This is a genomic window from Nostoc sp. NMS2, assembly GCF_017115105.1.
Taxonomy (GTDB): Bacteria; Cyanobacteriota; Cyanobacteriia; order Cyanobacteriales; family Nostocaceae; genus Nostoc.
The window spans coordinates 19,043-33,762 of sequence record NZ_JABXKH010000181.1 but is presented as its reverse complement, the minus strand read 5'-3'; the positions used below and the strand labels follow the sequence as shown (position 1 = coordinate 33,762).

The following is a 14,720-nucleotide window of genomic DNA, read 5'->3' as shown; positions in this document are numbered from 1 at the left end:
GTAATTACGAATTACGAATTACGAATTACGAATTATTTAATTCTCCCCCTTGCCCCCTGCCCCCCTGCCTCTCCCCCACTCCCTCATCCAAGGACTAGAATTAGAATTGACGTGACGTTTCTTAGTAGCTAAAGTGTCAGATTCTCTGCCATTGCGCGATCGCTATCTTGCCTTAATCGATGAAATTGTTGAAACCACCCTCAAGGGCAAAATTAGCTCTGTTGAGATGGTGTACCAAATGCTGCTTAAAGGAATTACCTCCGGTACAGGGGAAGTATTTGAGTTAGCTTTGAGCGATCGCCTGAATGCCCTCCAAAGCCAAGTAGATGGTGAAAAAGACGAACTCAAGAAAGCCAAAGCTACTCGCAGTTTGAGAGCCATTAAGACTATTCAAAGTCAATGGCAACGTTGGCAAGAGCAAAACAAAGCAACAGAAGCGATCGCTTCCGCAGTTACAGAAATTACCACAGCTCCGGCTGACGAGCGACTGGCGACATTTATCCGGGTTACTGACCCCAATCAGAAGTATCCGCTAAATTTGCAACAGCTACAGCAATTATCAAAAGCATTACAGCAATTTGCCCAGGCAGATGCTGATTTAGAACAGTTTTCCGAAGGTATTACCCGTGGTTTAGCTTCTTGGCAAAGATTGCAAGACAACTTGCTCAGTTGGATGTACGAGCAAAAAGAAGCTTTAGGATTTGGCGGCGTACCGGGAGAACGTGGCCCTTGGGCAAGTTGGGCGAAACAACTCAATAGTGAGTTACCCCAAGCACTACTTCGCACCTTGGCAATGGAAGAATCGGCAATTGAATTTGCCCAGCGACAACGGGGAATCACCCTCAGAGATTGGGTGGAAATGGCATTGATATTACAGTTCTTGCAACGGGGACTAATTAACTGGTTTGACCAACAAGCTTACGATGTTAAAGCCGGGCCGAAGTTGTCCATTTCCACTTTTTTGACCTTTGCAGTGATTTGGAGTCAGTTAGCCAGTGGTTTTGGGAGCATTGGGACAGTGTACGGCGATGCCTGTTCTCAAATCATGCTCCAGATTTTGCGAACCTTTGCCCAGCGCCCATATTTTCCCTTTTACGGCGGGATATTTGCCTCTTTTACTGGCACTTATTTGCGAGATGCCCTCGATTATCTGGATGAACCATTGCGACGAGGTGAGGGAACCCAAGAAAAGGCGCGAATTTTGACCCTTTTAGGTTATTCTCAGCGTGCTATGGGGCAATACCAGCGCTCAATTGATTTTCATCAGCAGGCGTTAGAGATAGCCAGGAATGCAAGCGATCGCCCCTGTGAAATTGCCAATCTCAATCACCTCAGCCGTACCTACGTGCAACAGCAAAATTATGCTGAGGCAATTAACTATAGTCAACGAGCATTAATTCTAAGTCGGCAAGCAGGCGATCGCACAGGAGAGGCAAACGCGCTAGTAAATTTAGGTTACAGCGAAGTTATGCAGGCTCAAGAACTGGAAAATCTAGAACCTGAAACTTATGAAGCCGCAATTAACTATTTAGAACAAGGTTTAAAATTATCAGAAAAATTAGGCGATATTCAAAGTAAAGCCTTATGTGTCAGCAGCTTAGGAATCGCTTATCTAGTAATTGGAGAACACCAAACTGCAATTAAATATCTTGAAGATGGCTTTAAAACAGCACAAATTTCCGGCGATTTGTATCTCCAAGGGCGGAACTTAGCTTATTTAGCAGAAGCTTATTATCATCTCCAAAATTCAGAAAAAACCGTTTACACAGGCTGCTTGGGAATGTATCTTTTAGAGCAAATTGCTTCTAATGAGTGGCGGCAAGCAGCAGGGTTACTAACAATTTTGCAGGGGCAAATCGGGGCAGAAGCTTTCCAAGAGTTCTTACAGCAACATCGCCCTAAAATTATTGCGGTTATCGGTGTAGATGGGTACGATCACATTCCGCAATTGTTAGAAGAATATCAGCGAGATGTGTGAAGCTGCGCTTTAAGTAGGGGCAATTCATGAATTGCCCCTACCTAAAAATCAAGGTTTCGGCTATTGTTTAGGTAAGTTTTGGTTATGCTGCCGTTGCCTTCGCAATTTTTGCAAGCAATCGCAACGCCTCATTAACAGAAGCCGAATCTCGAAAGATTGGTCTACTGACAACAATTTTGGGTTTTCGAGAAGCGATAAATCGCCGTCTCTACAAGTGTTTTCGGCTTATCTGAACTGTATTGATTCATATTCTTCAAAAGACACACTATGCTTTTTGGTATTACTAACTGCTTTGTTTGAATCCCACTGAAATTTCATGAGTCTATTGTCCTCTCAAGCAGAGCCATAGCAGACTGCGATCGCGCAACTTTTTACTCATCAAGCAATTCCTCAATATTTTGCAACTGAACTTCATACTGTTCAATTCGTTGTGCAAGCTCATATTTAGCTTCTGAATCAGTTTTAATATTCCATTCTTGCTTCAAAAATTTCAACTTTTTACGAATATTCTGATATTCTTCTTCTAAGTCTTCGCGCTTTTCTTGAATATGCCGTTTTGAAGATATGTTTCGAGTTGTACCGTTTTCTAAAACAGCATTTAGCAAAGAAGAATCATCTGGCGCAGAAATAGAATTAGATTCTGTTTTTTTATAGAGAATAGGAGTCAAATGTTCAGACAGTCCTGCCATTTGAATTGCTGAACAGCCCAGATGATAAGCAAACTCCATTGACCTACCAGATCCTAGTGCATCATAAAATCCCAGAGCAAAATCTAGAGCCGCTTTATCGGTAATTGATTGTTTCATCCCAATTACGTAGGGAATATGTTGGGCAATTACCTTTGCTTGCTCCTCGGTGTAACAACCGTTCAAGAGAACACAGTTTACCTGATCTGAAAATAACTTAAATAAATCTGCTAAGGCATTGGCAGGAATAAGATGAGTATGTCCGGTATCATCTTCAAATACTAATCCTTCTTCTGGCTCAATTTCTGTTTCCGTAGTAGTGTTGCGATGTCCAGCAAAATGAACAATCTGAGGATTGCATTCTAGCAGAGCTAGTTGAATATCTCTAGGACGTACCGCCCATCGTTGCTCAAATTTGAAGCGATCGCGATGTCTTGCTCTTAGTAACCCATCACTAATATCTCGTGCTTCCTGCTCTAAACGCGACTGAGAGCTTCCTCCTGGATTTGCTGCTAAAAATAAAATAGTTAGGGCAGATGACTCAGCCATATTTAAATTATGACGTACAAATTAAATTTTTTTTCTTCTGTTATTGTTTTTGAAACTCTAAGTTAAGAAAGAACAAAACTTTACAAATTCCAAATCCAAGAAAAATTAATTGTATTAATGCACTGGATATAACAGTAATTAATATTGAAGAGTTTGCAACAGTAATATTGAAAATTTTGTAAAAAATTGTCTGCAAGCCCCCACTGATTAGATAAGTTAATAATGCAAAGAAAAACGCCTTCCACCAATTTCCTTTAACTAATGTTCTACTGTATAGAAATGCTGCCTTACCTCTTTGACCTCGGAGAATAAAAGCGTGAAAGGAGAAGTCATTGTTTATAAAGTAAATAATGCCTGGAACGAATAGCAAGAAAGAAAGTAAATAGGAAGTGATAAAAAATCTTATCTCTAAACCAATCAGGGGTAAGATGTGCGACAATATCCATTTTATTACAGTTTTAGGTTGAATATTTTCCTGAAGAACACAACTTTCTGTAAGAATACAAAGAGTAGCACTATAAATTGAATATACAAAGATATAAAAAATTGAAATTAAACTCAATAAGTATAAAATATAGCCATGAAATAATAAGTAGTTTGATAATACGGTTAAAATAATAGAAAAAGGCAGGTATATTAAAAACAAACCAAGAAAGAGCCGATTTTTTTTAATATATAAGTTGAAGCCTAATGATATTAATTCAAGCAATCCAAGTTTTTTGCTTTGAAGTTCAGAAAGGATACTCATAGGTTATATTTGATTACCTCATTTTTAGATATAAATCTATTATTTACCACATTCTGTTCAGCGTTAATAGTACCCGTCAGGGTACTGCTTGAGAAATTCTTGTGAAGCTTTTTGTAACGAAAAGCAATAAATATAGCAATCCTATTTGATGTGTGAAAATCGTCAGGCTCAGATACCCGACTTCTCTAAAAAGTCGGGTATCTTTGTGTTCACGAATTATTTAGGATTGCTATATGCCTCATCATTACAAGCTCATTTGAGATTCGCTTTTTGCAAAGATACCGCTACTCGGAAGCCAATTGTCAGCACTTTATTGTCAGGAGGAATCCCGTTACGATAGGCAGAACGACATATAGTAGGTTCATGGCTCCAAGAACCACCTCGGATAACTCTAGGTGAAGCCCGGTTGTTAGTAATTCGGACACTTCTATCTGCTGGTGCATTTGTGTAGTCGTCATACCAGTGATCGGCACACCATTCCCAGACGTTGCCATGCATCTCATCTAGCCCGAAAGCATTGGCTGCATTATGAGAACCTACTTCACTAGTTTGTTTGCTCGATCGCTCTTTTGGGCCGGAACGATATCGTTTGCTTCCGTCATAACTGGCAAGTTGAGGAGAAATCGTTTCACCAAAGTAGAATGGGGTTTCTGTCCCTGCTCGACAAGCATATTCCCATTCGGCTTCGCTAGGTAAACGATAGGGTTTTCCAGTCTGTAATTGCAAACGCTCACAAAATTCGATCGCTTCAAACCAGGTAATGTGTTCCACGGGTAAATTATCACCCTGAAAGTCGGAGGGGTCAGAATTCAGTTCAATCCTGACTTTGGTAGTCTTGGCAATTGCCCGCCACTGGGCTTGTGTCACAGGAAAACGGCTTAAAAAGAAGGAGGTAATGGTGACTCGATGTTGAGGACGTTCGTGGTAGTCTCCTTCTTTTTGTGCGGTTCCCATCCAGTAGTTGCCTTCTGGTATCCGCACCATTTCTAGATTAACTTGTCGCTCTAATTGTTCGTAAAATAGGGTTGCTTGTTGTTCTTGTCGCTCGATTATCCAGCGTGAACCCAAGCGCATAAATCGGGGTTGACGAATCAGTTTAGCTGTTTCAAATTTAAATGATCTTAATGAGGTAGCTTTGAATGCAATCGGGTTGATATGCCAATTAGAGTCTTGGAATTCAGGAATGGGTAAAGTGACTCCGGCGACGACAATTTGATTATTATGGGCTGGCAAAGATTTGAGGGTTGATTCTGCTTGAATATGATTGCCACGAGCCAGTTGGCGCATCCCCTGAAGATATCCTAGCAGAGATTGAAAATGAGCTTGATGCAAAGGAGTGGCGATCGCTTCTGTTAATGATGTCAGCCGCAGCCATTCTGTTTTTTCGCTGAGGGTTAATTCGGCAAGTGTTATGGCCAAATCATGGGCGACAGCTTCAGGATAAACATAAGCAAGTGCCGTCCAACGTTGAGCTTGAGCCAGAGTTTGTGTAGACGATTTAGAATCATTCAATTCTCGCTGTACGTAGGACAGTAGAAAATGGGCTAATTCCTCAACACGCTTCTGACCGAAGCTAGGATGTTGAATCATTTGGTCTAATAAATAATTGCGTAAATCTGCATCCATCTCATATAGTTCATGTCCGACTTCTTTGCAGAGTGGAGAGAGGAGTAAGTCGGCTACTGCAATCCAGGGTATCTTCAAGTCTTGCTTTGCGATATCCATCGGAAAATTTGCCCAGAGGCAGTAGGTCAAATGGGGCGTGAGAGCGATGGGCAAGGCAGCATGATAGGCTAAATATACATGAGCTTCGGTAAATCGTTTTTGAAATGATGCGATCGCCTGCTCAATTTCGTGAAAGCGCGTTTCAGGCAGCAAAGCACTAGAATTCGTCATCTTAGCGTACCTCCCCCAAAGGTTGATGCCGTCCTCGTAAGACATTGATCGCTCTGTAAAATTCCTGACGATTTACCTCAAACATGGGAACTAAAGCCGCAATGTCATGGGCGGTTGTAGTTTCCCAGCGATCGCGAGGAACCGGATTGAGCCAGGTAGTATAACGTACATACTGCCGTAACTCTTTTAAAAAGAATTTTGTCAACCGCCGTCGCCTAGAACTAAATCCACCACGAGCAGCGCCAGCATCGCTGAAAATCAAGCAAACTGTTCTGGTTTTAGGCAAGTTTGACAAACAATCATCAATTGATTCTGCCTCTAAATGATAGCGATCGCGGTATAAATATTCATCTGGACAGTTGTGAAAATAGTAAACCCGAACCCGGCTGAAACGCCCTCCACGCAATGCTGTATCTGCCAACTCTTGGGAAAGGTGGTGAAACGGAACCATCGAACCATCCTGATCGATTAACAGCAGAAGTTCTATGCGGTTGGTACGTCGTGGAACCAACACAGGATTTAATAAAACTCCGTACTGGGCAACCTGTTGAATAGTGGCTTCCATATCTAGCTCTATGGGTGGCCCCTCACGACTAAACTGACGCAGATAACGCCACCCTTGCTTCATTTGTCGATGGGTGACAGGCAAATCGTTAACGATGAGGGGGAATTCGCTAAGTCGGTTGTCCGATTGCCTAATTGTTTTAGCAACTTGAATCTCGTCAGCCATTGTCCGAATGACTTCAGGAGACAGCATCGTTTTGGGTAAATTGGTGTATGTTTCAGGAATGATCGCCTCATCTGCAAAAGAGGCTGTCTTTTGAATTTTCCACATCTTCCAAGCAACAAGCAGCAGAATAATACAGGTAAAAATAATTAATAGTAAGTTAAGATATTCAGAATAATATAATAGATTATTCAAATAATCATTATTTTGAATAAGTAAAATCGCTTTATTGGGATCGCCAAGCTGAACTTTACCTTGAGGGTCAATCAAGCATAAGGGAATTTCCTTCTGCAAAAAATCAGTCTTCCCTGCATTGAAAATGGGAATTAGGAGAGTTTTTTCTCCTAATTCACCATCTTTAAATTGAACAATTTGGGGAATATCACTGACTAGGGAAGTATTGTTAGGTTCGTTTGGGCGACAGTTCTTTCCAACATTCAATTCTGCACTGACTGCTCCATGTCTACTACCAGTGCGGGTAATTTTGATATGTGCTACCTTTTCACCTATATTTACGAAGTAAGGAACAAAAAAATTAGTGCCGCTGAACTTTAAAGTATTAACTTGTGATTCCTTTTTGAGGAGAAACACGCTGCCGATCGCCACAACACTGGCCGCAAGCCCTAAAATTATAAAACGCCGGATTCGAGCCGTTTTACGTCTCTTGAAAGTCGGTTGTTCCTGTTGATTGGTTGTTGAGCTAATATCCTCTGTTTTACTTTCAAAAAAGTCTGGTTCCAGGCGCTCTGGAATGATTTGGTTGAAATAATCGTGAAAAATTTCCTCTTCTCGCTGGGATTTTACCCAAAGGGCAGAGCATAGTTGGGCTAGTGCAGTGCGATCGCGAGTCCCAAAACCTGCATTAATAGATTCCAGCAGCAGATGATATTCTGCCAACCCCAAGGGAAAACCTGCCTTCCTTAAACAGGTGAATAGTTCTAATAATGCTGGCTCATTCACGATCGCTAATTAACCTCAAATAATTAATGTGGGCATCCCAACTTTTGAGTAATACCTCTAAGTAAGGCAGTTGGGCTTCCCCCGACAACTTATTTAATACTTCTTGTAATGAATCTCGCTTTAGCGCCTTAATCCAATCTAGTAATTCACTCGTACTCACATTCTTACTGAATTTACCTGTTTCACCCTCCATAGATTCCCGTAATTTCATAAAACGGGAAACAGCTGTATCTGTCAGTTCATCTGCAATATCAGGAAATCGACATTTGACAATTTGCACAATTTGTTCATAGCTGGGAAAATGGACGTAATAGAATAAACACCGCCGCAAAAAAGCGTCAGGTAAATCTTTCTCGTCGTTACTAGTAATAAAAACGATTGGTGAATTGACTGCCTTAATCTCTTTTTCTTTCCCCTTTTCTCGCACCTCTTCAATCTGAATCAGTTGCTCGTCGAGTTCTAACAATAAATCATTGGGAAAATCGATATCGGCTTTATCAATCTCATCGATTAAAACTACCGTTCGCTTAGGATTAATAAAAGCTCTACCTAATGGGCCTAAACGAATATAAGATGTTGGATCATCAAAGCGTTGTTTTTCTTGTATAGTTAAAGAATCAGATGCCGCTAATTGAGCATCTCGTAGCCGACCAACGGTATCATAAACATACAAACCATCTTTAGCTCGACTAGTCGATTTTACATACAAAGCCTCAAAATCTAGTCCTAACTCATAAGCAACTGCAAGAGCTAGTTGAGTCTTACCACATCCAGGTTCTCCTTTGAGTAATAATGGACGACCTAAGTAAATCGCTAGATTTACAACATCCACTAATTTTTGGCTGGGTAGGTAAGGATAGATGAGTTTACCTTTGTATGTATCCCCTGGCTTTGGTTGCTTAGTGCCAGTATATTCAAGGCGATTAGAATTTAGAGACGTAACCATTTGCCCTCCTGCTCAAACCAATTACAACCACAAAGATCGCAAATTTTTCGTAAAGTTGGCATTGGAATTCCCTGCTTTTCTAAAAGCACTCTAACGGTTTCTGTCTTATTAGCAGAGATAGCTGAAGGTAAGAAATCACTCTGATAATTTAACCAATCTCTTAAATCTTTATCTGAGAATGGATGGATTGCAGGTAATCCCAGAGGGTCATTCGGTTGCCAATCTGAATTATAGTTATCGACAAAACCAACATTCCACTGAGATATTACACCTTGATAGTCTATGAGAAAGATGAGTAGTTTGAATGTGTTTTGTTGATAATTCTCTTCTAATATTTTCTGAGCAAGTGATGCCCAAAAGTCGTTAAGTAAATCACACAAGTTTTCTTTAATTGTTTCATCGGCATTGTTAAAAGCAATTAAAACATTCTGTGATTTCCATAATTCACAAATTTTTTCTGTAATTTGAGAAGTTGAACTCTTTTCAGGTAATCCAACTCGACCTGCAAATTCATCCCAAATTGCTAAGATATCCGTCCTTGATGAAGTTCTATTTAAGTCAATAACAATATTTTTTCCTTTCAAAATATTGGGGATAATTGAAGCCAATCTATTTAGTAACCATCTTTGACCATAGTCTTTAGAATAGCCTTGGATCAAAAACACACCATGAGAGTATTTTCCAGCAATCTCTTCAAAGAGGTTGTGCTGTTCCCAGTACCCTAACTTCAATAGTGATTTGTATAATAAATCAAAAGTTTGACTTTTTTCTAAATCAGAGTTTTCCACTCGTTGAGGTTGATTAATCTGCTCTTCTAACTCTTCGAGTTCTTCATCTATTTTTTGTAATCTTGATTCGTACTCCTCAATTCGTTGTTCTAGTTCATATTTTGCTTCCGAATCAGTTTTGGTGATTCTTTCTTTCTTGAACCATTTCAACTTTTTGCGAACTTCTTCATATTCCTCTTCTAGGTCTTCACGTTTTGCCTCTAAACGCTTAAGCGAAGGCATATATTCTCCTTAGTTAATGTCTGAAATATCTGCTGATATTGCTTTGTTTTTAGCACCCATACTTGCCTTAAAAAATTGCAAGAGTTGTATAACTAGATGGTATTGAGATTTAGAAGAGAAACAAATCAGGGTAGGAAAATTCGTAATTCGTAATTTTACAGAGAATTAACCGCTTTGCGAATCCCTTCTACTACATTTAGAAAAGCGGCATCGCGATCGCTCCACTGAGTTACGGGTTTAGCATCTTTTGGCAAAACCTGGAGTTTACTAAATGGCGAATCTTTCCAATCACAAGGCCTGAGAATAATCGGAATTACCCTTGCTGTGCCTTGATTGTGGCGGGCGATCGCTCTTTGCATTTCTATGTCATAGCAATAATCTGATCCCATAAAGGGGGGACTGATCAGCAGTAAAATGATCCGAGCAGATTCCAGTTGCCCTTTGATTTGAGCTTCCCATTCTTCTCCCGCTTCGATGGCGCGATCGTACCAGGCAGTAATCTTACCCTGGCGTTTGAGGTTAGCCAGATGAGTCACAAATTCTTCTAACAGCTCGTCATCTCTATGGGAATAGGAGATAAAGACATCAATGGGTGTATTCTGTAATTGCTCAACTGGAGGTTGAACAACAGTATTCAAGGTGGGTTGAACGGTGACATCAGAAGATGGGGATTTTTTGAGCAGCACTGGGGTCAAGTGTTCTGCAATACCTGCCATCTGGATTGCGGCACACCCTAGCTTGTAGGCAAACTCAATGGAACGACCTGCCCCGATCGCGTCATAAAATCCTACTGCAAACTCGATGGCTGCTCTATCGCCAATTGCTTGGTTCATGCCAATTACATAATCAACATGATTAGCGATCGCTTTCCCTTGCACTTCTGAATAACAGCCGTTGAGTACAACACAGTGAATTTGGTCAGCAAACAGTGCAAACAGTCCTGCCAACGCTTCCCCGTTCACAAGCTTTGCGTTACCGATTTCATCTTCAAAGACTAGCCCTTGTTCCCCCGCCCCATGTCCTGAAAAATGGACAATCTGCGGACTAATATCGAGCATCGCCCGTTGAATATCACGAGGACGAACTGCCAACCGTTGCTCTAGCTGAAATTGGTCACGCTTTTGAGCGCGTTGCAGTCCTTCCCCGATATCCCGCAACTCTTGATCGAGCCGTAGACGGGTAGTGTCTTGAGGATTTGCAGCCAGAAATAAGATGCTTTGCCGATTAGTACTGGAAAAACTCATAAATAACTTGTTTCAATAATTGCTCGCACAATTGAGCTTTACTGTCAGGATAATTTTTCTAGATAATACCTATATTTCAATACGGTTCAGTTAAGGGCTAATTGTACAAAATTATGGGTTTTCGAGACGCGATAAATCGCCGTCTCTACAAGTGTTTTGGTCTTATCTGAACTGTATTGACCTATATTTAGGAATTATACAGGAATTTTTTCCTATATTTACCCTAAATATAATTATTACGTATATACTTTGCTGCCATCCAAAAAATTTCCGCTTTACATAATTAAACGGAAATTTTTTGAACATCATTACTTGTGGCAACGCCTCAAAAAATTGCTATGACAAGTTACTCAAAACTCAAAGAAGTCCTGCCGATTCATATAATCGTTTGAGCATTGCTGAAATCCTTGCACCATAATCTAAATCTGCTGACCAGCGTCCTGATAGCTGATCGATTAATGTTGCAATCCCGCGTGTAACAAAGCGAAATCTTGGATCTACTACTTCTTGTACCAAAGGTTCTAAACTGGCGTAAGCTTTTAAATGTTGGATGTGTGCCCTCACTCCAATTCTGGCACTTGGAAAAGATGCTGCCTCTGAGCCGCCACCGATCGCACCTAAACCTGCAAAGTTATTTTGCTCAGGTTTAATATCACCGCCAAAGCGTAAAAATCCAGTTTCTACACACATTTGGCAAAAGGCAATATCATAGTTAACTCCTTCTATCCCTGCTTCTTCCCGATAAAGTTTGGGAATATCAGGAAACTTTGCCAAAGCATTTTCGTTATTGTTTCTGAGGAATAATTGCAACTGTACTTCTGAAGTATTACCGTTTGACATCACTCGTTCAAATTGACCAGGGCAAACCATCAAATTGGATCGCAAACTGACAGTCCGAGTTGCAGCATCCCAATTGACTGCAACATTAAAATCTCTTAGTTCTATTGCTTTAATATAAACTATTTTGCGATAGGTAATTCGATTAACATTAGCCGCTTTGGAAAGGTCAATTCGCAGACGATCTACTAAATCAATGGGGATGTAAGCATTGCCATTAACTAATACTCCTTGCTCTGAGTAATTTTGGCCATTAATATTAATATTAATTGGCGGATAATTTGCTTCGGCTGGAGTGCCAGGAGTGGGATCGATCGCACGACTCCAAGTTACCAATCCATCGGCAATTCCTAAAGCAAAATCGCGGCGACGAGTTTGCAGCAAAGCCCGATCCTCTGGATTGCTGAGAAAGCCCACTTGCATTGCCAAAGCTGGAAGCGTTGTCTGGCGACAGAATGCTAAACTACCTAATCCACTATCTGTATCTGGCTTGACTCCCCGATTCGGTAATTGGGGGACGCGGCGCAATAACCCCACTAACAACTGTTCACCATTGCTTTTGCGATCGCTATTATTCGCAATATAAAAGACGCTAGCCCCACGCACAGAAGGGCTGTTAGCTGCATCAGATTGAATCTCTAAGGCAACATCACCCCGGCGGCCGCGAGAATTGATCCAGGTGATGGTTTGGGCGGCACTCAAGTCATCGGGAACTGCCAAAATTTCCAAATTCCGCGCCCTCAGTTCCGTCACAATCAAATCCCGCAGCAAAATCATCTCTTTAGCTTCAGTTGTACCACCTGCGATCGCCCCTAGATCCATCCCTCCAGCTTCTCTGCCTCCATGAGCGGCTGATATAAAAATACGTCCCATTTTCAGTATTTCCTCTGATAAAATTAAGTGTAAGCAATTATATAGATCGTTCTTGGTCTAGCAACAAGAATATAATAGCCATCAGAAGTCTAAAGTCATTTGTCCTTTGTTATTTCTCCAAAGTTAATGGCGAGGAACTGGAGATGGGGGAGATGAGGAAGATGGGGAGCAGGGAGCAAGGGAGAAGAGTTTTCCCCCTGCCCCCCGCCCCCCGCCCCTCTGCCTCTTTTCAATGCCCAATGCCCAATACTTCGACTTCGCTCAGTACAAGTGCCCAATAAATTATGCAAATCCCCCGCTTGCACCCAGACACAATTGAGGAAGTTAAACTACGGGCCGATATTGTAGATGTCGTCTCAGAATACGTAGTTTTACGCAAACGTGGAAAGGATTTTGTCGGTTTATGCCCCTTCCATGACGAGAAATCTCCCAGTTTCACTGTCAGCCAAACTAAGCAAATGTACTATTGCTTTGGCTGTCAAGCTGGGGGAAATGCCATTAAGTTTGTCATGGAGTTGGGAAAGCGTTCTTTTGCTGATGTGGTGCTGGATTTAGCACGGCGTTACCAAGTACCTGTACAAACCCTCGAACCCGAACAACGCCAAGAATTGCAGCGTCAACTATCTTTGCGTGAGCAGTTGTATGAAGTTCTGGCAACGTCTGCCCAGTTTTATCAACACGCCCTGAGACAATCCCAAGGGCAACAGGCACTTCAATATTTGCGATCTAACCGCCAGCTTCAAGAAGAAACTATCCAGCAATTTGGTTTAGGTTATGCCCCCGCAGGTTGGGAAACTCTCTATCGTTATTTAGTGGAAGATAAACATTTGCCCGCGCAGATCCTAGAAAAAGCGGGATTGATTAAGCCACGCCGGGAAGGAGGCGGTTATTATGATGTATTCCGCGATCGCTTGATGATTCCCATCCGCGATGTCCAAGGGCGCGTCATTGCTTTTGGTGGCAGAACCCTCACGGATGAACAACCGAAATATCTAAATTCACCAGAAACGGAACTTTTTAGTAAAGGTAAAACATTATTTGCCCTCGATCGAGCCAAGGGTGGGATTTCCCAACTCGATCAAGCAGTGGTGGTAGAAGGATATTTTGATGCGATCGCTCTCCACGCTGCTGGGATTAATAACGCCATAGCCTCACTTGGTACAGCCTTAAGCTTAGAACAAGTCCGGTTAATATTACGCTATACCGAATCGAAACAATTAGTACTCAACTTTGATGCTGATAAAGCCGGAACCAATGCCGCCGAACGTGCGATCGGTGAAATTGCCGAACTAGCATACAAAGGCGAAGTTCAGCTAAAAATTCTGAATTTACCCGATGGTAAAGATGCTGATGAATATTTGCATAGCCACACTCCAGAAGATTATGGAGAACTGCTAAAAAATGCGCCACTTTGGTTAGATTGGCAGATTCAGCAAATTATTCAAGATCGGGACTTGAAACAGGCTACTGATTTTCAGCAAGTAACTCAGCAATTAGTCAAATTACTTAAAAATATAGCGAACAGCGATACACGAAATTATTACGTTTCCTACTGTGCAGAAATACTCAGTTTGGGAGATACCAGACTTATACCCCTGCGAGTCGAAAATCTGCTAACTCAAATTGCTCCGGCTGCGGCTGCATACACTAAGCCTGTATCAGCGAAGAAAGCATGGGGAAGTAGCAAATCCTCACTCCCTAGTACAGACGCGATTAATCGCGTCTCCCCACTTGCTACAGAACGCAGTCTTTTAGAACACGCAGAAGCCTTGTTATTGCGAATCTACTTACATTGTCCTGAACAACGTCAAGCGATTATTGCCGAACTAGAGGAGCGAGATTTGCAATTTAGCCTTTCTCACCACCGATTTTTATGGCAACAGATTTTAGAAATTTCACCCGGTGATGTAGAGACGCGAAATGTTGCATCTCAACCAGATTTAATTTCCCGCTTGCAAGATCATTTTTTAGAATTTAGCAGCGAGATGGGGTTAATTGCCCATTTATTTCATGTGGATGAAAAAAACCAAAAAGAAATACTTCGGACTCCGCAAGTAGTTCAAGCTGCGATCGCTTGCATGGACTTGGTGATGCTTGAAAAACGCTATCGCCACTTTTTGGAACTATGGCAACAAACCGATCCAGAAGCTGAACCAGAGCGTTATCAATCTTATTATCAAGCTTTCTACGCCGAAAAAATCAAGCTTCAGAAAATAGATCGACAACGGCTATTTTCCATCACAGAGTTGCTGTAAGTAGGTCGGCG

10 protein-coding genes are annotated in these 14,720 nt (G+C 41.5%); 2 read left to right on the top strand and 8 right to left on the bottom strand.

What is annotated here, in order from left to right; all coding sequences use genetic code 11:
- Window positions 1-133: 133 nt before the first annotated feature.
- Window positions 134-1,978 carry a tetratricopeptide repeat protein gene (locus HWQ36_RS34030; RefSeq protein WP_292711530.1) on the top strand — a complete coding sequence of 615 codons (1,845 nt, stop codon included), beginning with the start codon at window positions 134-136 and terminating at the stop codon, window positions 1,976-1,978.
- Between the two features lie 371 nt (window positions 1,979-2,349).
- On the opposite strand, the gene HWQ36_RS34025 is transcribed toward HWQ36_RS34030, so the two are convergent.
- From HWQ36_RS34025 to HWQ36_RS33990, 8 genes are all read right to left on the bottom strand, one after another.
- Window positions 2,350-3,213, bottom strand: a complete 864-nt coding sequence (locus HWQ36_RS34025; RefSeq protein WP_292711527.1) for a CHAT domain-containing protein — start codon at window positions 3,211-3,213, stop codon at window positions 2,350-2,352.
- 40 nt (window positions 3,214-3,253) lie between these two features.
- Window positions 3,254-3,961 (bottom strand): hypothetical protein, encoded by a 708-nt coding sequence (locus HWQ36_RS34020; RefSeq protein ID WP_292711525.1) that lies wholly within the window; start codon window positions 3,959-3,961, stop codon window positions 3,254-3,256.
- A gap of 252 nt (window positions 3,962-4,213) precedes the next feature.
- Window positions 4,214-5,857 (bottom strand): formylglycine-generating enzyme family protein, encoded by a 1,644-nt coding sequence (locus tag HWQ36_RS34015; protein ID WP_292711522.1) that lies wholly within the window; start codon window positions 5,855-5,857, stop codon window positions 4,214-4,216.
- A gap of 1 nt (window position 5,858) precedes the next feature.
- Window positions 5,859-7,544, bottom strand: coding sequence for a hypothetical protein (locus tag HWQ36_RS34010; protein WP_292711520.1), 1,686 nt, complete (start codon window positions 7,542-7,544; stop codon window positions 5,859-5,861).
- Window positions 7,537-8,490 (bottom strand): MoxR family ATPase, encoded by a 954-nt coding sequence (locus tag HWQ36_RS34005; RefSeq protein ID WP_292711517.1) that lies wholly within the window; start codon window positions 8,488-8,490, stop codon window positions 7,537-7,539. Before HWQ36_RS34005 ends, HWQ36_RS34010 begins: the two co-directional genes overlap by 8 nt.
- Window positions 8,475-9,500, bottom strand: a complete 1,026-nt coding sequence (locus HWQ36_RS34000; protein WP_292711514.1) for a hypothetical protein — start codon at window positions 9,498-9,500, stop codon at window positions 8,475-8,477. Before HWQ36_RS34000 ends, HWQ36_RS34005 begins: the two co-directional genes overlap by 16 nt.
- Before the next feature lie 155 nt (window positions 9,501-9,655).
- A complete protein-coding gene (locus HWQ36_RS33995) occupies window positions 9,656-10,744 on the bottom strand; it encodes a TIR domain-containing protein (protein WP_292711512.1) in 1,089 nt (362 codons plus the stop codon).
- 357 nt (window positions 10,745-11,101) lie between these two features.
- Window positions 11,102-12,454: an N-acetylmuramoyl-L-alanine amidase gene (locus tag HWQ36_RS33990; RefSeq protein WP_292711509.1), complete on the bottom strand. Its 1,353-nt coding sequence runs from the start codon at window positions 12,452-12,454 to the stop codon at window positions 11,102-11,104.
- A gap of 284 nt (window positions 12,455-12,738) precedes the next feature.
- On the opposite strand from HWQ36_RS33990, the gene dnaG reads away from it, so the two are divergent.
- Entirely contained in the window at window positions 12,739-14,709 is a 1,971-nt protein-coding gene (gene dnaG / locus HWQ36_RS33985) for a DNA primase (RefSeq protein WP_292711505.1), read from the top strand.
- Window positions 14,710-14,720: the final 11 nt, after the last annotated feature.